Source organism: Acinetobacter sp. Ac8 (assembly GCF_055392545.1).
In genome coordinates this window covers 4,297,790-4,320,062 of the sequence record NZ_AP043689.1, presented here as the reverse complement: position 1 = coordinate 4,320,062, position 22,273 = coordinate 4,297,790, and the positions used below count along the sequence as shown (strand labels likewise).

General features: G+C 41.2%; 35 protein-coding genes and 1 pseudogene. 33 read left to right on the top strand and 3 right to left on the bottom strand.

All coding sequences use genetic code 11. From position 1 onward, the window contains the following. Positions 1-164: 164 nt before the first annotated feature. The gene (locus tag ACZ5QH_RS20575) at positions 165-1,724 is read right to left on the bottom strand and encodes a helicase HerA-like domain-containing protein (RefSeq protein WP_239044813.1); all 1,560 of its coding nucleotides are present in this window, start codon (positions 1,722-1,724) and stop codon (positions 165-167) included. A gap of 305 nt (positions 1,725-2,029) precedes the next feature. Then, positions 2,030-3,220, bottom strand: coding sequence for a PLP-dependent transferase (locus ACZ5QH_RS20570; protein WP_303576659.1), 1,191 nt, complete (start codon positions 3,218-3,220; stop codon positions 2,030-2,032). 180 nt (positions 3,221-3,400) lie between these two features. On the opposite strand from ACZ5QH_RS20570, the gene ACZ5QH_RS20565 reads away from it, so the two are divergent. The 30 genes and pseudogenes from ACZ5QH_RS20565 (at position 3,401) to ACZ5QH_RS20420 (ending at position 19,649) form a co-directional block, all read left to right on the top strand. Beyond that, a complete protein-coding gene (locus ACZ5QH_RS20565; protein ID WP_303576660.1) occupies positions 3,401-4,126 on the top strand; it encodes a type 1 glutamine amidotransferase in 726 nt (241 codons plus the stop codon). Between the two features lie 274 nt (positions 4,127-4,400). Continuing rightward, positions 4,401-4,712, top strand: a complete 312-nt coding sequence (gene rpsJ, locus ACZ5QH_RS20560) for a 30S ribosomal protein S10 (RefSeq protein ID WP_004725677.1) — start codon at positions 4,401-4,403, stop codon at positions 4,710-4,712. A gap of 61 nt (positions 4,713-4,773) precedes the next feature. Continuing rightward, positions 4,774-5,412: a 50S ribosomal protein L3 gene (gene rplC / locus ACZ5QH_RS20555; RefSeq protein WP_004816868.1), complete on the top strand. Its 639-nt coding sequence runs from the start codon at positions 4,774-4,776 to the stop codon at positions 5,410-5,412. An 11-nt stretch (positions 5,413-5,423) separates the two neighbouring features. Then, entirely contained in the window at positions 5,424-6,026 is a 603-nt protein-coding gene (rplD, locus tag ACZ5QH_RS20550; RefSeq protein WP_004816870.1) for a 50S ribosomal protein L4, read from the top strand. Continuing rightward, positions 6,023-6,343: a 50S ribosomal protein L23 gene (gene rplW / locus ACZ5QH_RS20545; RefSeq protein WP_004725684.1), complete on the top strand. Its 321-nt coding sequence runs from the start codon at positions 6,023-6,025 to the stop codon at positions 6,341-6,343. Before rplD ends, rplW begins: the two co-directional genes overlap by 4 nt. Before the next feature lie 11 nt (positions 6,344-6,354). Beyond that, positions 6,355-7,179, top strand: a complete 825-nt coding sequence (rplB, locus tag ACZ5QH_RS20540) for a 50S ribosomal protein L2 (protein ID WP_004725686.1) — start codon at positions 6,355-6,357, stop codon at positions 7,177-7,179. Positions 7,180-7,198: 19 nt separating this feature from the next. Continuing rightward, entirely contained in the window at positions 7,199-7,474 is a 276-nt protein-coding gene (gene rpsS / locus ACZ5QH_RS20535; RefSeq protein WP_004281508.1) for a 30S ribosomal protein S19, read from the top strand. Positions 7,475-7,483: 9 nt separating this feature from the next. Next, positions 7,484-7,813 (top strand): 50S ribosomal protein L22, encoded by a 330-nt coding sequence (rplV, locus tag ACZ5QH_RS20530; protein WP_004816873.1) that lies wholly within the window; start codon positions 7,484-7,486, stop codon positions 7,811-7,813. Between the two features lies 1 nt (position 7,814). Continuing rightward, positions 7,815-8,631 (top strand): annotated as a pseudogene (gene rpsC / locus ACZ5QH_RS20525) (30S ribosomal protein S3). Then, positions 8,571-8,984: a 50S ribosomal protein L16 gene (gene rplP / locus ACZ5QH_RS20520; protein ID WP_004725694.1), complete on the top strand. Its 414-nt coding sequence runs from the start codon at positions 8,571-8,573 to the stop codon at positions 8,982-8,984. The pseudogene rpsC and the gene rplP overlap by 61 nt, the downstream one beginning before the upstream one ends. Continuing rightward, complete coding sequence (rpmC, locus tag ACZ5QH_RS20515; RefSeq protein ID WP_004725696.1) at positions 8,984-9,181, top strand: 50S ribosomal protein L29; 198 nt, start codon at positions 8,984-8,986, stop codon at positions 9,179-9,181. Before rplP ends, rpmC begins: the two co-directional genes overlap by 1 nt. Next, positions 9,178-9,435 carry a 30S ribosomal protein S17 gene (gene rpsQ / locus ACZ5QH_RS20510; protein ID WP_004725698.1) on the top strand — a complete coding sequence of 86 codons (258 nt, stop codon included), beginning with the start codon at positions 9,178-9,180 and terminating at the stop codon, positions 9,433-9,435. Before rpmC ends, rpsQ begins: the two co-directional genes overlap by 4 nt. Before the next feature lie 92 nt (positions 9,436-9,527). Next, positions 9,528-9,896 carry a 50S ribosomal protein L14 gene (gene rplN, locus ACZ5QH_RS20505; RefSeq protein ID WP_004725701.1) on the top strand — a complete coding sequence of 123 codons (369 nt, stop codon included), beginning with the start codon at positions 9,528-9,530 and terminating at the stop codon, positions 9,894-9,896. 11 nt (positions 9,897-9,907) lie between these two features. Next, positions 9,908-10,225, top strand: coding sequence for a 50S ribosomal protein L24 (gene rplX / locus ACZ5QH_RS20500; protein WP_004725703.1), 318 nt, complete (start codon positions 9,908-9,910; stop codon positions 10,223-10,225). 16 nt (positions 10,226-10,241) lie between these two features. Further along, positions 10,242-10,778: a 50S ribosomal protein L5 gene (gene rplE / locus ACZ5QH_RS20495; RefSeq protein ID WP_004725705.1), complete on the top strand. Its 537-nt coding sequence runs from the start codon at positions 10,242-10,244 to the stop codon at positions 10,776-10,778. A 9-nt stretch (positions 10,779-10,787) separates the two neighbouring features. Next, complete coding sequence (gene rpsN / locus ACZ5QH_RS20490) at positions 10,788-11,093, top strand: 30S ribosomal protein S14 (protein ID WP_004725707.1); 306 nt, start codon at positions 10,788-10,790, stop codon at positions 11,091-11,093. Between the two features lie 13 nt (positions 11,094-11,106). Then, positions 11,107-11,502 carry a 30S ribosomal protein S8 gene (gene rpsH, locus ACZ5QH_RS20485; RefSeq protein WP_004725709.1) on the top strand — a complete coding sequence of 132 codons (396 nt, stop codon included), beginning with the start codon at positions 11,107-11,109 and terminating at the stop codon, positions 11,500-11,502. Positions 11,503-11,515: 13 nt separating this feature from the next. Then, entirely contained in the window at positions 11,516-12,049 is a 534-nt protein-coding gene (rplF, locus tag ACZ5QH_RS20480; protein ID WP_004725711.1) for a 50S ribosomal protein L6, read from the top strand. A gap of 14 nt (positions 12,050-12,063) precedes the next feature. Beyond that, complete coding sequence (gene rplR, locus ACZ5QH_RS20475) at positions 12,064-12,414, top strand: 50S ribosomal protein L18 (protein ID WP_004725713.1); 351 nt, start codon at positions 12,064-12,066, stop codon at positions 12,412-12,414. Positions 12,415-12,416: 2 nt separating this feature from the next. After that, positions 12,417-12,914, top strand: a complete 498-nt coding sequence (gene rpsE, locus ACZ5QH_RS20470; protein WP_004725715.1) for a 30S ribosomal protein S5 — start codon at positions 12,417-12,419, stop codon at positions 12,912-12,914. 6 nt (positions 12,915-12,920) lie between these two features. Then, positions 12,921-13,097: a 50S ribosomal protein L30 gene (gene rpmD, locus ACZ5QH_RS20465; RefSeq protein ID WP_004725717.1), complete on the top strand. Its 177-nt coding sequence runs from the start codon at positions 12,921-12,923 to the stop codon at positions 13,095-13,097. Positions 13,098-13,100: 3 nt separating this feature from the next. After that, positions 13,101-13,541 (top strand): 50S ribosomal protein L15, encoded by a 441-nt coding sequence (gene rplO / locus ACZ5QH_RS20460; protein WP_004725719.1) that lies wholly within the window; start codon positions 13,101-13,103, stop codon positions 13,539-13,541. 45 nt (positions 13,542-13,586) lie between these two features. Beyond that, a complete protein-coding gene (gene secY, locus ACZ5QH_RS20455) occupies positions 13,587-14,906 on the top strand; it encodes a preprotein translocase subunit SecY (RefSeq protein ID WP_171066869.1) in 1,320 nt (439 codons plus the stop codon). Between the two features lie 21 nt (positions 14,907-14,927). Further along, entirely contained in the window at positions 14,928-15,044 is a 117-nt protein-coding gene (gene rpmJ / locus ACZ5QH_RS20450) for a 50S ribosomal protein L36 (RefSeq protein ID WP_000867907.1), read from the top strand. A gap of 107 nt (positions 15,045-15,151) precedes the next feature. After that, positions 15,152-15,508: a 30S ribosomal protein S13 gene (rpsM, locus tag ACZ5QH_RS20445; protein ID WP_004725722.1), complete on the top strand. Its 357-nt coding sequence runs from the start codon at positions 15,152-15,154 to the stop codon at positions 15,506-15,508. A 19-nt stretch (positions 15,509-15,527) separates the two neighbouring features. Next, complete coding sequence (gene rpsK, locus ACZ5QH_RS20440; RefSeq protein WP_001040166.1) at positions 15,528-15,914, top strand: 30S ribosomal protein S11; 387 nt, start codon at positions 15,528-15,530, stop codon at positions 15,912-15,914. A gap of 12 nt (positions 15,915-15,926) precedes the next feature. Beyond that, complete coding sequence (gene rpsD, locus ACZ5QH_RS20435) at positions 15,927-16,550, top strand: 30S ribosomal protein S4 (protein ID WP_004725725.1); 624 nt, start codon at positions 15,927-15,929, stop codon at positions 16,548-16,550. Positions 16,551-16,567: 17 nt separating this feature from the next. After that, positions 16,568-17,575 (top strand): DNA-directed RNA polymerase subunit alpha, encoded by a 1,008-nt coding sequence (locus ACZ5QH_RS20430; RefSeq protein WP_004816876.1) that lies wholly within the window; start codon positions 16,568-16,570, stop codon positions 17,573-17,575. 18 nt (positions 17,576-17,593) lie between these two features. Beyond that, positions 17,594-17,959 carry a 50S ribosomal protein L17 gene (rplQ, locus tag ACZ5QH_RS20425; RefSeq protein ID WP_004281488.1) on the top strand — a complete coding sequence of 122 codons (366 nt, stop codon included), beginning with the start codon at positions 17,594-17,596 and terminating at the stop codon, positions 17,957-17,959. Positions 17,960-18,158: 199 nt separating this feature from the next. Further along, positions 18,159-19,649: a flavin-containing monooxygenase gene (locus ACZ5QH_RS20420; protein ID WP_004725729.1), complete on the top strand. Its 1,491-nt coding sequence runs from the start codon at positions 18,159-18,161 to the stop codon at positions 19,647-19,649. A 146-nt stretch (positions 19,650-19,795) separates the two neighbouring features. On the opposite strand, the gene ACZ5QH_RS20415 is transcribed toward ACZ5QH_RS20420, so the two are convergent. Further along, positions 19,796-20,968 (bottom strand): acyl-CoA dehydrogenase family protein, encoded by a 1,173-nt coding sequence (locus ACZ5QH_RS20415; protein ID WP_004725731.1) that lies wholly within the window; start codon positions 20,966-20,968, stop codon positions 19,796-19,798. Positions 20,969-21,148: 180 nt separating this feature from the next. Here ACZ5QH_RS20415 and ACZ5QH_RS20410 point away from each other — a divergent pair, with 180 nt between their 5' ends. The 3 genes from ACZ5QH_RS20410 (at position 21,149) to ACZ5QH_RS20400 (ending at position 22,161) form a co-directional block, all read left to right on the top strand. Further along, positions 21,149-21,406, top strand: coding sequence for an FAD assembly factor SdhE (locus ACZ5QH_RS20410; protein WP_004816878.1), 258 nt, complete (start codon positions 21,149-21,151; stop codon positions 21,404-21,406). Positions 21,407-21,569: 163 nt separating this feature from the next. Further along, entirely contained in the window at positions 21,570-21,797 is a 228-nt protein-coding gene (locus tag ACZ5QH_RS20405; protein ID WP_270384308.1) for a hypothetical protein, read from the top strand. Between the two features lie 202 nt (positions 21,798-21,999). After that, a complete protein-coding gene (locus tag ACZ5QH_RS20400) occupies positions 22,000-22,161 on the top strand; it encodes a hypothetical protein (RefSeq protein ID WP_004725737.1) in 162 nt (53 codons plus the stop codon). The last annotated feature ends 112 nt before the right edge of the window (positions 22,162-22,273 follow it).

Genomic DNA, 22,273 nt, shown 5'->3' with positions numbered 1-22,273 from the left:
TTTTTAGATGATTTTTTTGAATAAGTTTTTAGATATACTTTTAGATATGTTTAGCGGGCTTGATAAGCGGGATAAGCGAATAAAAACATAAGTAAGAAGATAAGCTATAAAAATGGAGAATAAAAAAGGAGCGCTAACGCTCCTCATATTTGTGTTTAAACGAATCAACGCCCACCAAATAATGAACCTAACAAACCGCGGACCAGTTTTTGCCCTGTAGGACCGCCTAAGGTTCTTGCGGCGCTTTTAGCAAAAGTTCCGATCACATCTTGAGTCAGTTTGGCACGTGCAGCTGCAGCTTTTGCTTCCTCTTTTTCTAAGCGTTCTTGCTCTTTGGCTTGTTGTTTATCGATGGTCTGTTGTTGCTTGGTGAGCTCTTCTAATTGCTTGGCTTGTTGAGCCACTGCATCAAAAGCCACCTGTTGTTGTGAGCTATCAGAAACTTTACGTTGTAGCATTTCATAAGCGCTATCACGATCCACTTCATTGTCATAAACACCCGCAACAATACTTTGTGCCATCAAGGCTTTTCGTTCATCTAAAGTAATTGGGCTAAATGATGAGTAGGGTGGCATCACCATCGCTCGTTCAACCACTTGAGGTGTACCTTGTTCATCTAGGCAACTAATAAGCGCTTCACCGACAGCCAGTTCTGTAATTGCTTGATCTACTTTAAACTCTGGATTAGCGCGGAAAGTATCAGCAGCAGTTTTTACTGCTTTTTGATCTTTAGGGGTAAACGCGCGTAAGGCATGTTGTACACGGTTGCCCAGTTGTCCTAAAACATTTTCTGGAATATCTAATGGGCTTTGTGAGATGAAATAAATTCCGACACCTTTAGAGCGAATTAGACGGACCACTTGTTGAATTTTTTCTTGTAAAGCTGGGCTGGCATTATCAAAGAGCAAATGCGCTTCATCAAAAAAGAACACCAATTTTGGCTTATCTAAGTCACCGACTTCAGGTAGCTTTTCAAATAATTCTGAAAGCATCCAAAGCAGGAAGGTTGCATAGAGCTTTGGTGTGTTCATCAGCTTATCCGCAGCCAATAGGTTGATATAACCATGTCCATTGGCATCAGTTTGGATAAAATCCATAATATCAAGACTTGGCTCACCAAAGAAACGTTGACCGCCCTGATCACCTAAGGACAATAGATTGCGCTGAATAGCACCTAAACTTGCTGGTGAGAGATTGCCGTATTCTGCTTTTAAAGCTGCCGCATTTTCACTGACATAGGTCAGCATGGCTTTTAAATCTTTAAAATCAATTAACAGTAAGCCTTGATCATCTGCAACACGGAACACCGCTGAAAGCACACCTTCTTGAGTGTCATTCAAATTCAGCATTTGCGAAAGTAATAGTGGGCCAATTTCAGAGATTGTGGTACGGATCGGATGTCCTTGCTCACCAAATAAATCCCAAAAAATAGTCGGTGACGCAGCAAAAGGAACACTGTCTATCCCTAAGCTTTTAATGCGTTCTTCAAATTTAGGATTGGTTGAACCTGCTTTGGCGATACTGGAAACATCCCCTTTGGCATCGGCAAGAAATACGGGTACACCAATCCGTGAAAAACTTTCAGCAAGCACTTTAAGGGTAATGGTTTTACCTGTCCCTGTGGCGCCTGCAATTAAGCCATGACGGTTAGCAAATTGTGAATGTAATACAATATCTTGTGTTGTATCTGAAGTTTTTTTTGCGATGACGATTGGTGTGCCCATTGTTATTCCTATAGCTTTAATTTGAGTTTGGATATTCTTCATCTGACTCAATATTTATATCATTGTTGTTATACAAAATTGCATTAAATGATGATGTTGTAAATCTGTTTTTATTGTTGAATATGAATGTAGGAGAGTGCGGATTGTGTCTTGAAATGCATAGGGAATAAGTAAAAGCTAAATGTACTTTTCGCTGAATGATCTCTGTGCTTAATCGTGTTTAGAGGTGTGAGTATAGGGCCCTTGCTGTCATTTGATATAGCAAAGACCCAGATATTATATATTAAGTCTGTTGAGTTGAAATATTAAGCTTGAATGGCTTGAAGTGCGTTTTGAATATCTTGGATTAAATCGTCTGGATGTTCTAAGCCAATACAGAAACGAACCAATAGACCTTGCTCTAGATGTGCGCGTTCTAAATGACGCATGTCAGTCAGATTATAAATCATGACTAAGCTGATAGGACCGCCCCAACTAAAACCGAGTTTAAATAAAGATAAATGATCACAAAACTTTCTGATTTTGTTGATATCAAACTCAGGTTTAAAAATAACACTAACCAGACCAGCACTTTGTCCTGTTTGACAGGTCTGGTTCCAATAGGTGTGGCTTATATTGTCAGAATCCGCAGGATGTAAAACTTGAGCAAACGCATTTTGACTCTTTAACCAATTTAAAATCTTTAAAGCACTTTGTGACTGATGCTCATAACGAATTTGCATTGAGGCCAAACTACGCTGTACTTGTGCAGCATCATCACCTGAAATCGCGATACCTTGGATGGCATGCATACGGAACAGTTTATGATGTAAAGCTTTATCTTGAGTGACCACAGATCCCATTAACATATCGCCACCACCACTTGGGTATTTGGTTAAGGCGTGTACGCTGATATCTACACTTAAATGTTCATGACTAAAATCAAAGGCATTAAACGCTAGGCCAGCGCCCCAGGTATTGTCCAAAGCCGTGAGGATATTTTTTGCTTTGGCTTTTTTGACTAAACTCATCAAATCAGGAAATTCGAGTGTGACTGAACCTGCGGCCTCTAACCAAATCAGTTTGGCATTTTCATTGGGTTGGAATGTATCTGCATCGATAGGATTGTAAACTTGAACGATAATGCCATAACTTTTTTCAAGATGACGTAGATGTTCCATGTTGGGACCATAGATATTGTCAGCGACCCAGACTTCATCTCCATGACTTAAAAAACATGAATTGACCAGATTAATCGCAGATAACCCACTGGGCGCAAGCAAGCAATATTCACCACCTTCAATTTGGGCAATGTGATCGCCTAGGGTAAACGTTGTTGGCGTGCCATGTGTGCCGTAACTATAGTCATAACGATCTGTCCAATGGCGATTAAATAGTGCATCGGTATTTTCAAATATAATTGTTGACGCACGAAATAGGGGAGGCTGTATTGTATTTATATATTGTGGTGCTTTACGAGAAGAATGAATTAAAGCAGTAACTGGTTTTTGTTTCACAGGAATACTCAATTTTTGTTAATAGCTGGACTAAAGTAAGCAAAACATAATCGCTCAGTGACGAAAAGCAATAAATTGTGAAAAATAATAAATAAAATTGATATTGGCTTCATTTTTGCATTTATCCAACTATGTTTTGTGGTTTGTAGCGTAATTGATACAACAAGAATAGGTGATAACATGAAAAAACTTAAAGTGCATTATTTTCAGCATATTGCAGGTGAAGGCTTTGGTAGCTGTTATGAGTATTTAAAAGCAATGGGCGCAGAAATTACTGCAACAGAATTTTTTGCTTTACCCATAGATTCACAATTAGAAATAGAAGCTTTGCCGCATGTCAATGAAGTGGATTTACTCATCATTATGGGTGGGGAAATGAGTGTAAATGATGAAGCCAACTATCCTTGGTTAAAGGTCGAAAAACGATGGATTCGCCGTTATTTGGCTTCGGAAAAGCCCGCAATCGGGTTGTGTTTGGGTGGGCAGTTGATAGCCAATGCTCTAGGTGCCAATGTTCGGCGTAATACTGTGCAAGAGATTGGCTGGACCTTGGTCAATAAAAGCAACCATGTGCCAGAAGATTATTTCCAATTGCCTGAGCGGGTCAATGTTATGCAATGGCATAGTGAGACCTTTGATATTCCTAAAGGCGCAATTCGTTTGGCGGAGAATCCAGCATGTCCCAACCAACTTTATCAGATTGGTAAAAATGTATTGGGGTTTCAGTTCCATCCAGAAATCACCCCGCATAGCTTAAAAATCTTCATTGAGCATGAAGAAGAGGATATGGTGTTTAGTGGGGTACACAGTCAATCATTATTGAAGCTAAAAAAATCACAACAAACGGATTATGTGATTGGGAATCAGTTGCTCAATCATGCGATTGACTACGTTTTAAGGGTTTAAGCTGGTGTTTAAATAATAAGCGCTTTATTTATAATTAATTACTCAAAAAAAGGTAAAAATGTCCAAATAAGTTTGCTTAAGTGTTAAACAATCGTTATAATGAGCGACCCTCCGATATGGTGGGGTGAATGGCGAAGAAAGTCATTCAGATCGTTACAGTCGTGGCATCGATCACGACCTTAGTGATTTTCACTGCCTTTGACACTTACCTTATTTAGTGGGGTGAGATGCGTCAAGGGTGATTCTTTATATATTTGGCTTGGAGTTAACTGGTATGTCTAACCAGAGAATTCGTATCCGTCTTAAGTCTTTTGATCATCGTTTAATTGATCAATCTTCTCAAGAGATCGTAGAAACAGCAAAACGTACTGGCGCACAAGTGTGTGGTCCAATTCCGATGCCTACTCGCATCGAACGTTTTAACGTTTTAACATCACCACACGTGAACAAAGATGCGCGTGACCAATATGAAATCCGCACATATAAACGTTTGATCGACATCGTTCAACCTACAGATAAAACTGTAGATGCGTTGATGAAGTTGGATCTTGCAGCTGGTGTTGATGTTCAGATCGCATTGGGTTAAGGCTTTCGGTTAATTAACGCTCTATAAGTTAATTAGGCCGCTTTTTTAGAGGTTTATGCACATGGCTATTGGTTTAGTCGGTCGCAAGTGCGGTATGACACGTATCTTTACAGATGCTGGTGTTTCTGTGCCTGTAACAGTGATTGAGGTTGATCCTAACCGTATCACTCAAATCAAAACGCTTGAAACTGATGGTTATCAAGCGATTCAAATCACTACTGGTGAACGTCGCGAATCTCGCGTAACAAATGCTCAGAAAGGTCACTTTGCGAAAGCTGGTGTTGCTGCTGGTCGTTTAGTTAAAGAATTCCGCGTTGCAGAAGCTGATCTTGAAGGTCGTGAAGTTGGTGGCACTATCGGTGTTGATTTGTTCGCAGTAGGTCAAGTTGTTGACGTTACTGGTCAATCAAAAGGTAAAGGCTTCCAGGGTGGTGTTAAGCGTTGGAACTTCCGTACGCAAGATGCTACACATGGTAACTCAGTATCTCACCGTGTAATTGGTTCTACAGGTCAAAACCAGACTCCTGGTCGCGTGTTCAAAGGCAAAAAAATGCCTGGTCACTTAGGTGATGATCGCGTAACTGTACAAGGTCTTGAAATTGTATCTATCGACGCAGAACGTTCAGTTCTTGTTGTTAAAGGTGCGATTCCTGGTGCTACTGGTGGCGACGTTATCGTTCGTCCTACGATCAAGGCCTGAGGGGAAATAACGTGAATTTAAAAACTGTTTCCGGCTCTGCTGTTGAATTGTCTGAAGTTGCTTTCGGACGTGAATTTAATGAAGCTCTTGTACACCAAGTTGTTACAGCTTATTTAGCTGGTGGTCGTCAAGGCTCTAAAGCTCAGAAGTCACGTGCAGACGTTTCTGGCGGTGGTAAAAAACCATTCCGTCAAAAAGGTACTGGCCGCGCTCGTGCTGGTTCTATTCGTAGCCCAATCTGGGTTGGTGGTGGTAAAACTTTTGCTGCTCGTCCACAAGATTGGTCTCAAAAAGTAAACCGCAAAATGTACCGCGGTGCAATGCAATGTATCTTAGCTGAACTTGTTCGCCAAGATCGTCTTGTATTGGTTGAAGAGTTTGCAGTTGAAGCTCCAAAAACTAAAGAATTGCTTGCAAAACTAAACGGCTTGAACGCTACTCGCGCATTAATCGTTACTGAAGCTGTAGATGAAAATCTATATTTAGCTGCTCGTAACCTTCCACACGTTGATGTGGTTGATGCTGCTGGGATCGATCCTGTTGGCTTGATCGCGTTTGATAAAGTTGTTATGTCTGTTGCGGCTGCTAAGAAGATTGAGGTAGAACTCGGATGAACAACGAACGTATCTATCAAGTCCTAAAAGGGCCTGTTTTTTCAGAAAAAGCACAAGTTCTAGGCGAAACTGCTGGTGTTCAAGTTTTTAAAGTTGCTATCGATGCAAACAAACTTGAAATCAAAAAAGCAGTAGAGCAATTATTTGGTGTAGAAGTTGTTAAAGTTAACACGACTATCACTAAAGGTAAGACTAAACGCTTTGGTAAAACATTAGGACGTCGTTCTGATGTTAAAAAAGCATACGTCACCCTGAAAGCTGGCCAAGATGTTGAAATGGCTGACTTGGGCGATACCGCTGAAAGCACAGCGGAATAAGGACGAAAATTATGCCAATTCAAAAATGTAAGCCAACGTCTCCAGGACGTCGCTTTGTAGAGAAGGTGGTTCATAATCATCTTCACAAAGGCGCGCCTTATGCACCGTTGGTTGAAGCTAAAAAACGTACTGGTGGTCGTAATAATAACGGTCACATTACAACTCGTCACGTTGGTGGTGGTCATAAACAAAACTACCGTATCGTTGACTTCAAACGTAACAAAGACGGCATCCCTGCTGTAGTTGAACGTATTGAATACGATCCTAACCGTACATCACATATTGCTTTATTGAAATATGCTGACGGTGAACGTCGTTATATTATTGCTGCTAAAGGCTTGCGTGCTGGCGATAAAGTACAATCTGGTAACGATGCTCCAATTCGTCCAGGTAACTGCTTACCGCTTCGTAATATGCCTATCGGTTCTACATTACATAACATTGAGCTTAAAATCGGTAAAGGTGCACAATTAGTGCGTTCTGCTGGTACTTCTGCTCAGTTGTTGGGTCGTGACGGTTCTTACGCAATCATTCGTCTTCGTTCAGGCGAAATGCGTAAAGTACACGTTGAATGTCGCGCTGTGTTAGGTGAAGTATCTAACTCAGAAAGCAACCTTCGTTCACTTGGTAAAGCAGGTGCTGCACGCTGGCGTGGTGTTCGTCCTACCGTTCGTGGTATGGCGATGAACCCAGTTGACCATCCACATGGTGGTGGTGAAGGGCGTAACAAAGGTATTCAACCTGTAAGCCCATGGGGTCAAAAAGCTAAAGGGTACAAAACTCGTACCAATAAGCGTACGACTAAGATGATCATTCGCGACCGTCGCGTTAAGTAACAAGTAAAGGAATCTGACAATGCCTCGTTCTCTGAAAAAAGGCCCATTCGTCGATGCGCACTTGTTCGCTAAGGTTGAAGCGGCTATCGCGGCTAATAACCGTAAGCCGATCAAAACTTGGTCGCGTCGTTCGATGATCCTCCCGGATTTTGTTGGTTTAACAATTTCTGTACATAATGGTCGTAACCATGTTCCAGTGATCGTATCTGAACATATGGTTGGTCACAAACTCGGTGAATTCGCGCCAACTCGTACCTATCGTGGTCACGGTGTTGACAAGAAGTCTAAACGTTAAGGTGCTATGATGGAAGTTACTGCTAAATTACGCGGTGCCGCTATCTCGGCACAAAAAACTCGTTTGGTTGCAGACCTAATCCGTGGCAAATCTATTGCTCACGCGCTTAATATCTTAAACTTCAGCAACAAAAAAGCTGCAGTTGTAGTGAAAAAAGCATTGGAATCTGCAATTGCAAACGCTGAACACAATAACAGTTTAGATGTAGACGACCTTAAGGTTACTACGATTTACGTTGATGAAGGCACTAGCCTTAAACGTATTATGCCACGTGCTAAAGGCCGTGCAGATCGTATTACTAAGCGTACTTGTCACATTACCGTTAAGGTAGGGGTTTGATATGGGTCAGAAGGTTCATCCAATCGGTATCCGCCTTGGTGTTGTAAAACGTCATAACGCCAACTGGTATGCGAGTCCGAAACAATACGCTGAATACTTGCTTAAAGATCTTCAAGTTCGTGAGTTTTTAACTAAAAAACTTAAAAGCGCGATGATCAGCAATATTCTTATCGAACGTCCTACAGGCGCTGCTAAAGTAACAATTAGCACTGCTCGTCCAGGTATCGTTATCGGTAAAAAAGGCGAAGACATTGAGAAATTACAGCGTGAACTTACCAAGATTATGGGTGTTCCAGCGCAAGTAAGCATCAACGAAATCGATCGCCCAGACTTAGACGCTCGTTTAGTTGCTGAAGCAATTGCTTCACAATTAGAGAAACGTGTAATGTTCCGTCGTGCTATGAAGCGTGCGGTTCAAAACACTATGCGTGCTGGTGCTAAAGGTATCAAAGTTGAAGTTTCTGGTCGTTTAGGTGGTGCAGAAATTGCACGTACTGAATGGTATCGTGAAGGTCGTGTACCTTTACATACACTTCGCGCTGACATCGACTATGCAACTATGCGCGCTGAAACTACTTACGGTACGATTGGTGTTAAAGTTTGGATTTTCCGTGGCGAGATCTTAGGTGGCATGAAACAAGTCATGAACCCTGCTCCTGCTGAAGAACGTCCAGCTAAACGCGGTCGCGGTCGTGGTGAAGGTCAAGAGCGTCGTGGTCGTCGCAATGATCGTTCTGCTGAAAAAGGAGAATAATCTATGTTGCAACCTAAACGTACTAAATTCCGTAAGGTGCAAAAAGGCCGTAACACTGGTCTAGCGCATCGTGGTAGCACAGTATCTTTCGGTACAATCGCACTTAAATCTGTTGAGCGTGGTCAAATGACTGCTCGTCAAATCGAAGCTGCGCGTCGTACAATTAGCCGTCGTGTTAAACGTGGTGGTAAGATCTTTATCCGTGTTTTCCCAGACAAACCAATTACTGAAAAACCATTAGAAGTTCGTATGGGTAAAGGTAAAGGTTCTGTGGAATACTGGGTTTGCCAAATCAAACCAGGTAAGATCTTGTACGAAATGGATGGTGTTAGTGAAGAATTGGCACGCGAAGCGTTTACGCTTGCAGCTGCTAAGCTTCCATTTAAAACCACTATCGTTACTAAGACGGTGATGTAATGAAAACTAAAGATCTACGTGAAAAATCGGTAGAAGAGTTGGCAGCTTTGCTTGATGAGCAACAGCTTAACCAATTCCGTCTTCGTATGGCGAAAGCAACTGGTCAATTGGGTAAATCGCATGAAGTTGCGTTAACTCGTAAGACTATTGCTCGTATCAAGACCCTCCTTACCGAAAAACAGGGGAACGCACAATGAGTGAGCAAACAGTTCGCACGTTAACAGGCAAAGTAGTAAGTGACAAAATGGACAAGTCTATTGTTGTACTTATTGAACGCCGCGTTCAACACCCGTTGTATGGCAAATCAATCCGCCGTTCAACAAAATTACACGCTCATGATGAGAACAACACTGCTAAAACTGGCGATGTTGTAACCATTAAAGAAAGCCGCCCAATTTCAAAAACTAAAGCTTGGACTTTAGTGGAAGTTATTGAAGCAGCTGCTGAGTAATTAGACGTTCTTGTTGCATCATCGGTCAATTTCGAGTACTCTTTGAGCCTTTCGAAATTGCGACCGGTGATGCTCGGTTTTGGAGTAGGGCAATGATTCAGACCGAAAGTATGCTAGACGTAGCAGACAACAGTGGTGCTCGCCGCGTACAATGTATTAAAGTACTTGGTGGTTCACATCGTCGTTATGCTTCTGTTGGCGACATTATTAAAGTTACTGTAAAAGAAGCAATTCCGCGTGGCCGTGTTAAAAAAGGTGACGTGATGAATGCAGTTGTAGTTCGTACTAAATTCGGTATTCGTCGTCCAGACGGTTCTGTGATCCGTTTCGATGATAATGCTGCAGTTATCTTGAACAACAACAAGGCTCCGATTGCCACTCGTATTTTCGGACCAGTGACTCGTGAACTTCGTACTGAACAGTTCATGAAAATCATTTCATTGGCTCCTGAAGTTCTATAATAGAGGCAATCATGGCTAAGATTAGAAAAGGCGATCAAGTAATTGTGATCGCAGGTAAAGAAAAAGGCAAACAGGGTACTGTTTTGTCTGTTTCAAATGACCAAGTTAAGGTTGAAGGCCTTAATTTAGTTAAGAAGCATCAAAAGCCGAACCGTGCAACAGGTGCTGAAGGCGCTATTGTTACACAAGAAGCTTCGCTTCATATTTCAAACGTGGCAGTTTTTAATGCTGCAACCCAAAAGGCTGACCGTGTTGGTTACCAAGTGATTGAAGGCGTGAAAACTCGCGTTTACAAATCAAATGGTGAATCAGTGGCGGTAGCGAAGTAATAGGTTGAACTAGGCTATGGCCAGACTTAAAACACGTTATAACGACGAAATCCGAGCTAAGTTGAAAGAAGAACTTGGTTTGGGCAATGTGATGGAAATTCCTCGCATTACTAAAATTACCATCAACATGGGTGTTGGTGCAGCTTCAGCTGACAAGAAATTGTTAGATGGCGCTTTGGCGGATATGCAAGCTATTGCTGGTCAAAAACCAGTTCTTACATTAGCGCGCAAATCAATCGCTGGTTTTAAAATCCGTGATGGTTGGCCGATTGGTTGTAAAGTAACTTTACGCGGCGAACAAATGTACGAATTCTTAGACCGTTTGATCTCTATCGCTATCCCTCGTATTCGTGACTTCCGCGGTTTTTCTGCGAAATCATTCGATGGTCGTGGTAATTATTCAATGGGTCTCAAGGAACAAATTATGTTCCCTGAAATCGATTTTGATAAGATCGATCGTATTCGTGGTATGGATATTACTATCACTACGACTGCTCGTACTGATGACGAAGGCCGTGCGCTAATCCGTGCATTCGGCTTCCCGTTCAAATAAGAGGTCGATATGGCTAAGAAAAGTATGATTAATCGCGAATTGAAACGCGAAACTACAGTTGCTAAATACGCTGCAAAACGTGCTGAATTAAAAGCTACGATTGCAAACGTAAATGCATCTGATGAAGAACGTTTCGAAGCGATGATGAAGTTACAAGCATTACCACGTAATGCGTCTCCAGTACGTCTTCGTAACCGTTGTGGTTTAACTGGTCGTCCTCATGGTTACTTCCGTAAGTTCGGCTTAAGCCGTAACAAATTACGTGACACAGTAATGCAGGGTGATGTACCGGGCGTTGTTAAGGCAAGCTGGTAAGGAGCGACTATAAATGAGTATGCAAGATACCGTTGCCGACATGCTAACACGTGTTCGTAACGCACAAATGGCAAAGAAACAAACTGTTTCTATGCCTAATTCTAAGTTGAAAGTTGCAATTGCAAACGTACTTCAACAAGAAGGTTACATTTCAAATGTAGAAGTTGCTGATCTTGAAGGCAAAGCTACTTTGACAATTACTTTAAAATATTTTGAAGGCAAACCAGTTATCGAAACTGTGAAACGCGTAAGCCGTCCAGGTCTACGTCAGTATCGCGGTAAAGATGCACTTCCGAGCGTTAAGCAAGGTTTAGGTATTGCAATTGTTTCTACAAGCAAAGGCATCATGACTGATCGCGCTGCACGTGCTGCAGGCGTTGGTGGTGAAGTTATTGCTTTTGTTTCTTAATAGGTGATTCCTCATGTCTCGTGTGGCTAAAGCCCCAGTAACTGTACCTAACGGTGTAGCAGTTACTCAGAACGGCCGGCAGGTCGAAGTGAAAGGCAGCAAAGGTACGTTGTCTTTCAACCTGCATGCGCTGGTCGAGCTTAAACAGGAAGAAGGTCAACTTCATATTGCTCCAGTTAAAGAATCTCGCGATTCTTGGATGCAAGCTGGTACTGCTCGCGCTGTTCTTAATAACCTTGTAAAAGGTGTTAATGAAGGCTTCGAACGTAAGTTACAACTTATCGGTGTTGGTTATAAAGCTGCGGTTAAAGGTACAGTTGTGAACCTTAACCTTGGTTATTCTCACCCGATTGATTACGCTCTTCCTGAAGGTGTAACTGCTGAAACTCCGACTGCTACTGAAATCATTTTGAAATCAGCTAACAAGCAATTGTTAGGTCAAGTTGCTGCAGAAATCCGTGGTTATCGTCCACCAGAGCCGTATAAAGGTAAAGGTGTTCGCTATTCTGACGAAGTTGTTCTTCGTAAAGAAGCTAAGAAGAAATAAGGCGCGAGGTTCTTATGAACGAAAAGAAACAATCCCGTTTGCGTCGTGCGAAAAGCACACGCTTGCACATTCGTGCATTGGGTGCGACTCGCTTGTGTGTAAACCGCACGCCGCGTCACATCTATGCTCAAGTTATTTCTGCAGATGGTGGCAAAGTATTAGCGCAAGCTTCTACTTTGGATGCATCTTTACGTAGCGGAACTACAGGTAATGTAGATTCAGCTACTAAAGTAGGTGCTTTAATCGCAGAACGTGCAAAGGCTGCTGGTGTAACTAAAGTTGCATTTGACCGTTCTGGTTTTAAATATCATGGTCGTATCAAAGCCTTGGCTGATGCTGCTCGTGAAAACGGCTTGGAGTTCTAATCATGGCTAAAGTTGAACAAAACGAAGGTCTTGTTGAAAAGCTGGTTGCCGTTGATCGTGTAGCCAAAGTTGTTAAGGGTGGTCGTATCTTCTCTTTCACAGCATTAACTGTTGTGGGTGATGGTAATGGTCGTGTAGGTTTTGGTCGCGGTAAAGCGCGTGAAGTTCCAGCTGCTATTTCTAAAGCACTTGAAGCTGCACGCCGCAACATGATCACTGTTGATCTTGTTGATGGTACTGTACAACATCCTATTCATGCTCGTCATGGCGCTAGCCGTGTTTACATGCAACCTGCATCTGAAGGTACTGGCGTAATCGCTGGTGGTTCTATGCGCGCAGTTTTAGAAGCTGCTGGTGTACGTAACGTATTGACGAAATGTTATGGTTCTACTAACGCGGCTAACGTTGTAAATGCAACTTTTAATGGTTTACGTGATATGACGTCTCCTGAGAAAGTTGCTGCTAAACGTGGTCTTTCAGTAGAACAAATTTTAGGGTAATCAATCATGAAAACGATTAAAGTTACCCAGACTAAATCTTCTTCGCATCGTTTGAAAAATCACAAACTTTGCCTACAAGGTTTAGGTCTGCGTCGTATTGGTCATACAGTAGAAGTAATAGATACACCTTCTAACCGTGGTATGATCAACAAAGTCTACTATATGGTTAGTGTAGAGGAATAAGCCATGACTCTGCGTTTAAATGAGCTTGCACCTGCTGAAGGTGCAAAACGTGATAATCGTCGTTTAGGCCGTGGTATCGGTTCTGGTGTCGGTAAGACTGGTGGCCGTGGTGTCAAAGGTCAGAAATCACGTAAAAGTGGTGGCGTTCGTCCAGGCTTTGAAGGTGGTCAAACTGCGTTATATCGTCGTTTACCTAAATTCGGTTTCACAAGCCAATTGGCTTTGAAAACTGCTGAAGTACGTTTGTCTGAACTTGCTAAAGTTGAAGGTGATATTATTTCACTTGAAACTTTGAAAGCTGCGAATGTTGTACGTAAAGATATGTTGCGTGCTCGTGTTGTTCTTTCTGGTGAAATCACTCGTGCATTCACTGTTCAAGGTGTTGCATTGACTAAAGGCGCTAAAGCTGCTCTTGAAGCTGCTGGCGGTAAAGTCGAGGAGTAATCGCGAGTGACTATGTCTCCTAGTTCTTCAGGTCATGTTAACATGATGAAAGGTCAACCATTTCATGTGAAATATCGTGAAATTATTCGCCGATTAATGTTCTTGATTGGTGCATTGGTAGTCTTTCGACTAGGAGCGCATATTCCGCTGCCAGGTATTGATAATGTTGCTCTAGAACGTTTTTTCAAAGCTAATGAAGGTACTTTTTTAGGTTTGTTTAACATGTTCTCGGGTGGAGCATTAGAACGAATGTCCATTCTGGCGTTAGGTATCATGCCGTACATTTCTGCATCTATTATTGTGCAGTTGATGTCGACCGTGGTGCCTTCGTTAGAAGCATTGAAGAAAGAAGGCGAGCAAGGTAAGCGTAAGATTAATCAATATACGCGTTACGGCACCCTTTTACTCGCATTAGTCCAAGGTATCGGGATGTGTGCTGGTCTAATCAGTCAAGGTATTACTTTGACTTCGGGACTGGCTTTTTACATTCCAGCGCTAACATCGTTAGTTGCAGGTACCATGTTCTTAATGTGGTTAGGTGAGCAAATTACTGAACGTGGTGTTGGTAACGGTATCTCAATGATTATCTTTGCAGGTATTGTTGCTGGTTTACCAAACTTAGTGATTCAAGCATTTACTTCGGTAGATAATGGCCAATCAAGTTTAATTGGTTTGGCTATCTTTGGATTGCTATCAGTTGCTGTTTTAGCAGCGATTGTGTTTATTGAAAAAGCTCAACGTCGTATACCTGTGAACTATGCTCAAAAACAGCAAGGTCGTCGTGTATTCACTGCACAGCAAACGCATTTGCCATTGAAGATCAACATGGCAGGGGTTATTCCAGCAATTTTCGCAAGTTCGTTATTGTTGTTCCCTGCAAGTTTAGGTCAATGGTTAGGCAGTGCTGATCCAAATGCAGGAATTGTAAAACGTAGCCTACAAGATTTGGCATTGGTATTATCGCCTGGACAACCGTTGTATTTAGTGCTCTTCGGTGCGTTAATTATCTTTTTCTGTTATTTCTATACGGCGCTTGTTTTTAGCCCGAAAGAAGTATCAGAGAACTTGAAACGCAGTGGAGCTTATGTACCTGGTATTCGCCCAGGTGAGCAAACTGCTCGTTACTTAGATCATATTCTTAATCGTTTGACGTTTATTGGTGCAATCTACATTACAGTCATCTGTTTAATGCCGATGATTTTACAAAGTTCTTTTGGTATTCCATTCCATTTGGGTGGTACCTCATTACTTATCGTAGTTGTTGTTGTTATGGACTTTATGGCTCAGCTTCAAGCCCATTTGACATCACACCAGTATGACGATCAATCGTTAATGAGAAAAACGACTGCTCATCCTAAGGGATAAGCGCACTTAGAAGGTTTCATCATGAAAGTACAAGCTTCTGTAAAGAAAATTTGTGGTAGCTGTAAAGTTATCCGTCGTAATGGGGTTATTCGCGTAATTTGCAGCGCAGAACCTCGTCATAAGCAGCGTCAAGGTTAATTTAATTAAGACCTGTTGATTTCAGTAGGCTAATTAGGTTATTATCCGCCCCTCAAGATTTTTGTGGGGCGGTTGATTATCTCTACTGCCTTTTTGGAGAAATTTGAATGGCTCGTATTGCCGGTGTAAACATTCCGGATAACAAGCATGCTGTTATCTCTCTCACGTATATTTTTGGTATTGGCCGCCACACAGCTAAAAACATTTTAGCTGCTGCAGGTATTACGACTACTACTAAAATTCGTGAATTAGATGATGCTCAGCTTGATGCGATTCGTGCAGAAGTTGCTAAGGTTCCGACCGAAGGTGACTTACGTCGCGAAATTTCCATGAACATTAAACGTTTAATGGATTTAGGCTGCTACCGCGGTCTTCGTCATCGTCGCAGCTTGCCTGTTCGCGGACAACGCACCAAAACTAACGCACGTACCCGTAAAGGTCCGCGCAAACCTATTAAGAAATAAGATTTCTGGAAGCTAAAAGATGGCTAAAGATACTCGCACACGCAAGAAGGTCACTCGTACCGTCTCTGAAGGTGTTGCACACATTCACGCTTCTTTTAATAACACCATTGTTACGATTACTGATCGTCAAGGTAATGCATTGGCTTGGGCTACTTCAGGTGGACAAGGCTTCCGTGGATCACGTAAATCAACTCCGTTTGCTGCTCAGGTAGCTGCTGAAGTTGCTGGTAAAGCTGCTTTAGATTACGGTTTGAAAAACTTGGACGTCCTTGTAAAAGGTCCTGGTCCAGGTCGTGAATCTGCGGTTCGTGCATTAGGTGCAGTGGGTTATAAAATTAACAGCATTACCGATGTGACACCGATTCCGCACAACGGTTGCCGTCCACCTAAAAAACGTCGCGTGTAAGGAGAAACATTCATGGCTCGTTATATTGGTCCAAAATGCAAACTCTCTCGCCGCGAAGGGACAGACCTGCAATTAAAATCTGGCGTTAAACCATTTGACGTCAAAACAAAAAAATCTGCTAAAGCTCCTGGTCAACATGGCCAAAGCCGTGCTAAACAATCAGAGTATTCACTACAATTACGTGAAAAACAAAAAGTACGTCGTATGTACGGTGTTTTAGAGCGTCAATTTAGTAACTACTACAAAGAAGCTGCTCGTGTTAAAGGCGCAACAGGTGAAAACTTGTTGAAATTGCTTGAAAGCCGCCTCGATAACGTTGTTTATCGCATGGGTTTTGGTTCTACACGTGCAGAAGCTCGTCAGCTGGTATCTCACCGTTCAATCACTTTAAATGGTCGTCGTGTTAACATCGCGTCTATCCAAGTTAAAGCGGGCGACGTGATTGCAGTTCACGAAAGCGCTAAACAACAATTACGTATCAAAAACGCAATTGAATTAGCTGCTCAACGTGGAACAGCTGCTTGGATTGAAGTAGATCATTCAAAACTTGAAGGTACATTTAAAGCTGCACCAGATCGTTCTGATTTACCTGCTGAAATCAACGAAAGCTTGATTGTAGAATTGTATTCTAAATAATCCTTGAGGTAGCAATAATGACGCGTACTGCAAACGAGTTTCTAACTCCGCAAGCGATCAAGGTCGAAGCGGCAAGCGGGACCTCGGCAAAAGTGATTCTTGAACCATTAGAGCGTGGCTTTGGTCATACTCTTGGTAATGCTTTACGTCGCATCCTTTTGTCTTCTTTACCTGGCGCAGCCGTGGTTGAAGTAGAGATAGAGGGTGTCGAGCACGAGTACAGTACTTTAGAAGGCTTGCAGCAGGACATCGTCGAGCTCTTGCTGAACCTAAAAGGATTGTCTATTAAGCTGTTCGATCAAAACGAAGCATATTTGACATTGGAAAAACAAGGTCCTGGCGATGTAACTGCTGCTGACCTTCGTTTACCACATAATGTTGAAGTGGTTAACCCTGAACATCTGATTGGTACTTTAAGTGCTTCAGGCTCATTAAAAATGCGCTTGAAAGTTTCTCAAGGTCGTGGTTATGAAACTTCTGACTCACGTTTCCCTGAAGGCGAAACGCGTCCTGTAGGTCGTCTACAGTTAGATGCTTCTTATAGCCCGATTAAACGTGTGTCTTACACAGTTGAAAATGCTCGTGTAGAACAACGTACTGACCTTGATAAGCTCGTCATTGATCTTGAAACGAATGGAACTGTAGATCCTGAAGAAGCTATCCGCAAAGCGGCAACAATCTTGCAACAACAAATTGCAATTTTTGTTGATCTTCAGAAAGATCAAGCTCCAGTTGCTCAAGAGCCACGTGAAGAAGTTGATCCAATCTTGCTTCGTCCAGTTGATGATCTAGAGCTTACTGTTCGTTCTGCTAACTGTTTGAAAGCAGAAAATATTTACTACATTGGTGATCTAGTACAGCGTACTGAGGTTGAGTTGCTTAAAACTCCTAACCTTGGTAAAAAATCGCTTACTGAGATCAAAGATGTTCTGGCTTCTAAGGGCTTACAGCTCGGCATGCGTTTAGAGAACTGGCCACCAGCTAGTCTCCGTATGGACGATCGTTTCGCCTATCGTAGCCGTTAATTAAGTAGGACTATCACCATGCGTCATCGTAATAGTGGTGTGAAATTAGGCCGTACCAGCAGCCATCGTAAAGCGATGTTTCAAAACATGGCTAATTCTTTGTTTGAGCATGAGTTAATTAAAACTACTGTGCCTAAAGCAAAAGAGTTACGTCGTGTAGCTGAGCCTTTAATCACTTTAGCTAAAAACGATACTGTAGCAAACCGTCGTTTGGCGTTTGCTCGTACTCGTTCAGCAGCAACAGTTGGTAAATTATTTACCGTTCTTGGCCCTCGTTACAAAGAACGTAACGGCGGTTATCTACGTGTTCTTAAAGCTGGTTTCCGTGCAGGTGATGCTGCACCGATGGCTTATGTAGAACTTGTGGATCGTGAAGTAAACTAATTACTCACGTCACAGAACAATCGGTTGTTCGAAAAAGGTCGGTGTTTCACCGGCCTTTTTTTATGCCTTTTTGTTGGACAATTTATGGTTTTGTCCCAAATTGACTTAAATTTCGTCAGAAAAATGCAAACTTGACATTGCGTATTGTCAGATTTGTGCTTTAATAAAAAAGTACTCTTAAAAAGGTTATAAAAACAACATGGAAAAGCAAGTTGATATTCTTATCGTTGGTGCAGGTATCTCTGGTATTGGTGTAGCTGCGCATCTTTCAAAACACTCACCACAACGTTCATTTGAAATTATTGAGCGTCGTGAGAGCTTCGGTGGAACTTGGGATTTATTTAAATATCCGGGTATCCGTTCCGATTCAGATATGTCTACTTTTGGGTTTAATTTTAAACCATGGCAAAAAGCCAATGTCTTGGCAGATGGCGCTTCGATTAAAGGCTATGTTGCTGAAGTTGTTGATGAATTTAAATTAAAAGATAAAATTCATTTTAATCAGCGTGTACGTACTGCAAATTATGATTCATCAATTAAAAAATGGGTCGTACAAATTGAAGATGAAAATCAAAAACTCAATACGTGGGTTGCAAACTTTGTAATCGGATGTACGGGTTATTATAATTATGACCAAGGTTATCAACCTGATTATCCAGGTAAAAATGATTTTAAAGGCGAATTTATTAACCCACAATTTTGGCCTGAAAACTTAGATTATACGGGTAAAAAAGTGGTGATTATTGGTAGTGGTGCAACAGCTATTACCTTAGTCCCTGCGATGTCAAAAGGTGGAGCAGGGCATGTGACCATGTTGCAACGTTCACCAACCTATATTGCTTCAATCCCATCTATTGATTTTGTCTATGACAAAATGCGTAAGGTTTTACCTGAAGATGTGGCCTATAAGTTAACCCGTGCACGTAATATTGGTATGCAACGCGGTATTTATGCGCTTGCACAAAAACAACCGAAGTTACTGCGTAAGTTCTTACTCAAATCGATTGAAATGCAATTAAAAGGCAAAGTGGATATGAAACACTTTACCCCAACATATAATCCGTGGGATCAGCGTTTATGTGTTGTGCCAGATGGCGACTTATTTAAGATTTTACGCTCTGGTAAAGCCAGTGTTGAAACAGATCAAATTGAGAAAATTACTGCAACAGGTATTCAATTAAAATCTGGTAAGCATTTAGATGCAGATATCATCGTTTCAGCAACAGGTTTAGAAATCCAAATCTTGGGTGGTATCAAAGCTACAATTGATAATAAGCCAATGAATACGTCTCAGCACATGCTGTATCAGGGTGTGATGGTTAGCGATGTGCCAAATATGGCAATGATCATTGGTTATATCAACGCGTCATGGACATTGAAGGTTGATATTGCAGGTGAGTATATTTGCCGTCTTGTAAACTATATGGACAAGAAAGGCTATGACGAAGTTATTCCACAAGGTGATGCAACTGAATTGATGGAAGATACGGTGATGGGCAGTTTAAGCTCAGGTTATATTGCTCGTGCGGCGGATGTGATGCCGAAACAAGGTAAGCATGCACCTTGGAAAGTGTCGAATAACTATTTAGCAGATCGTAAAGAACTTAAAAATGCCAAGTTTGAAGATGGTGTTTTAAAATTTCATAAGCGTGAAGCACAACTCGCAAAAAAGCCTAAACTGGTTTCTTAATCAAACCTAGAAGCAACCAAACTAAGAAATAGCAAAATAAACAAGGAGCGTAAGCTCCTTTTTTATTGCGACATAAAAATTGATTTAAAAAGAATGCTTGGTGATAGAAAAAGGAGCCTAAGCTCCTTTGATAGTAACTGGATAAATTATAAAGAACGGGAAATCAGTTCTTTCATAATCTCGTTTGTACCTGCATAAATACGATTTGCCCGATTATCGATATAAGCACGTGCAATTGGATATTCCAGCATATAACCATAACCACCATGTAATTGAAGGCATTCATCAACCACATTAGAGAATACTTCTGAAATTTTGTATTTTGCAGCAGCTGCAGCATCAACACCTAAGGTGCCTTCAAGTTGTAATTCCATACAACGATCGAGGTAAGCACGGCAGAAATCAATTTCTGTGCGCATTTCAGCAAGTTTAAAACGTGTATTTTGAAAAGCACCGATCGGTTTACCAAACGCTTTACGGTCTTTGGTATATTGAACGGTATGTGCCAGCGCTGCTTCTGCGCCTGCTTGGCAGATAATCGCGACCAGCATACGTTCCCATGCCAACTCTTTCATCAGCATGATAAAACCCATGCCTTCCATACCCAATAAATTTTCTTTTGGTACACGAACATCTTCAAAGAACAATTCACAAGTATCTTGTCCTTTCATACCAATTTTATTAAGTGGTTTGCCTTTGCTAAAGCCAGCACGGTCAGCTTCAACGATAATCAAAGATAGGTTGGCAGAACCTTTCTCTGAACTGCCTGTTTTACATACCACAATTGCCATATCGCATAGATAACCATTGGTAATAAAGATTTTAGAACCATTGATCACATATTCATCCCCATCTAAAACGGCGGTGGTGCGAACACCTTGTAGGTCTGAGCCTGTTCCTGGTTCTGTCATCGCGATGGCTGTGACGGTTTCTCCAGAAGCCATTTTAGCAATCCAATGTTTTTTCTGTTCTTCATTACCAAAGTTGTTGATGTAGTTGGCAACAATATCCGAGTGCAAAGAAAAACCTGTAGAAGAGTCCATTGCATAGGCTTGTTCTTCAATCAGAATCATACTGTAGAGGCGATCTACGCCATAGCCACCATATTCTTCAGGCATGGTTGCGCAGAGCAGCCCCATTTCACCTGCTTTGTTCCATAAATCGCGATCTACATGTTGCTGCTGTTCATATTTAGCAATATTTGGCACAACTTCTTTTTCATAAAATTTACGTACGGTTTCACGAAAAGCATCGTGATCGGAATTAAACAATTTACGAGGCAACATATTGGTTAAAGGTCGGATAGCACCTGATTGCATTTTTATAATATCCATATGAGTTTTAGTGAGTTGAAATTATGTGAATTGCTTATGTGTCGCAATGAGATGAATGCTCAAAACTCATTTTTAAATGATGAATTTGGTCATTTAGAAGAATTTAGCGAGAAATCGGTCGGGAATCGGGTAAACTAAGTCAGAATTAACCATTGGGGGAAAATGATGTCAGAAGAACTTACTTTAGAAGAACGTAAAGTGATTTATCGTGCTCGTCGCGGTTTAAAAGAGATTGATGTATATTTTGACCCATACGTAAAACAATATTACTTAGCAGCAAGTGCGCAGGAAAAAGCCTTGTTTAAAGAGTTAGTTGATCAGGAAGACCCAGATTTATTGGATTGGTTTATGGAAGTTTCAGAGCCACCTCGACCTGAACTCAGAAGCTTGATCAATAAACTTAAAGATTATGTCCACGGATGAGTTAAAAACTCACCAACGATATCAATTCAAACCCAGTCGTATTGCACTGGGTTTTCAGCTTTTGTGTTTAACAATTATTTTTATAGTGCTGTACTCGATTATCCCTGTATGGATAAGTGGATTACTGCTGTTGTTGGCATGCTTCAGTCTAAAAATATTTAGAATGCGTCCACAAGTCCGAAGTTTAGAACATTTTGATTTAGATCAATGGACCCTACAATATGAGGATTCCAATCACATTCATCATGTACAAATTCAGCAAATGATTGATCATCGATTTTATATCGCAGTGTATTTTTGTGAGAAAAACAATAAAAGTTTAATTATTTGGCAAGATCAGGTGAGCAAAATACAGTGGAAATCTTTAAAATCTCGGGTCAAATTAAGTTAATTGTCTAACAAATATAAAAAATCTAATTTAAATTTAATCCAAATAAAACATAATCTTATTTGTATTTTTGCTTATTTAATATCCATTGTTAGACCAAATATATACAAAATAGCGCAATTGTAAAATTGTCCGACAATTATCTCTGTAAAAATCTGATTTTGCATGTAAATTAAAAATACCAACAGCGAGGAGGAATTTCCAAATGGGTGAAATTCATACGTTTTGGTTCTTAGTGGTTGCAATTGTTTTTGCAATTATATTTGGAAGACTAGGAACTATGCTGAGGGAACAGATTGAGAAAGCTAACGCTAACAGTGTTAACGGTAGCAAATTTAAAAGACTTAAAACCAATAAACTCTCTTAAAGAGTTTACCTTTTAACAAGTAGCATGTGCTGAACCGTCGCAATGCTACTTTTTTTTGCTTAAAATTTGTATAAAAACCAGATTAGGTCAATTGAATACTTTCTATATTGTG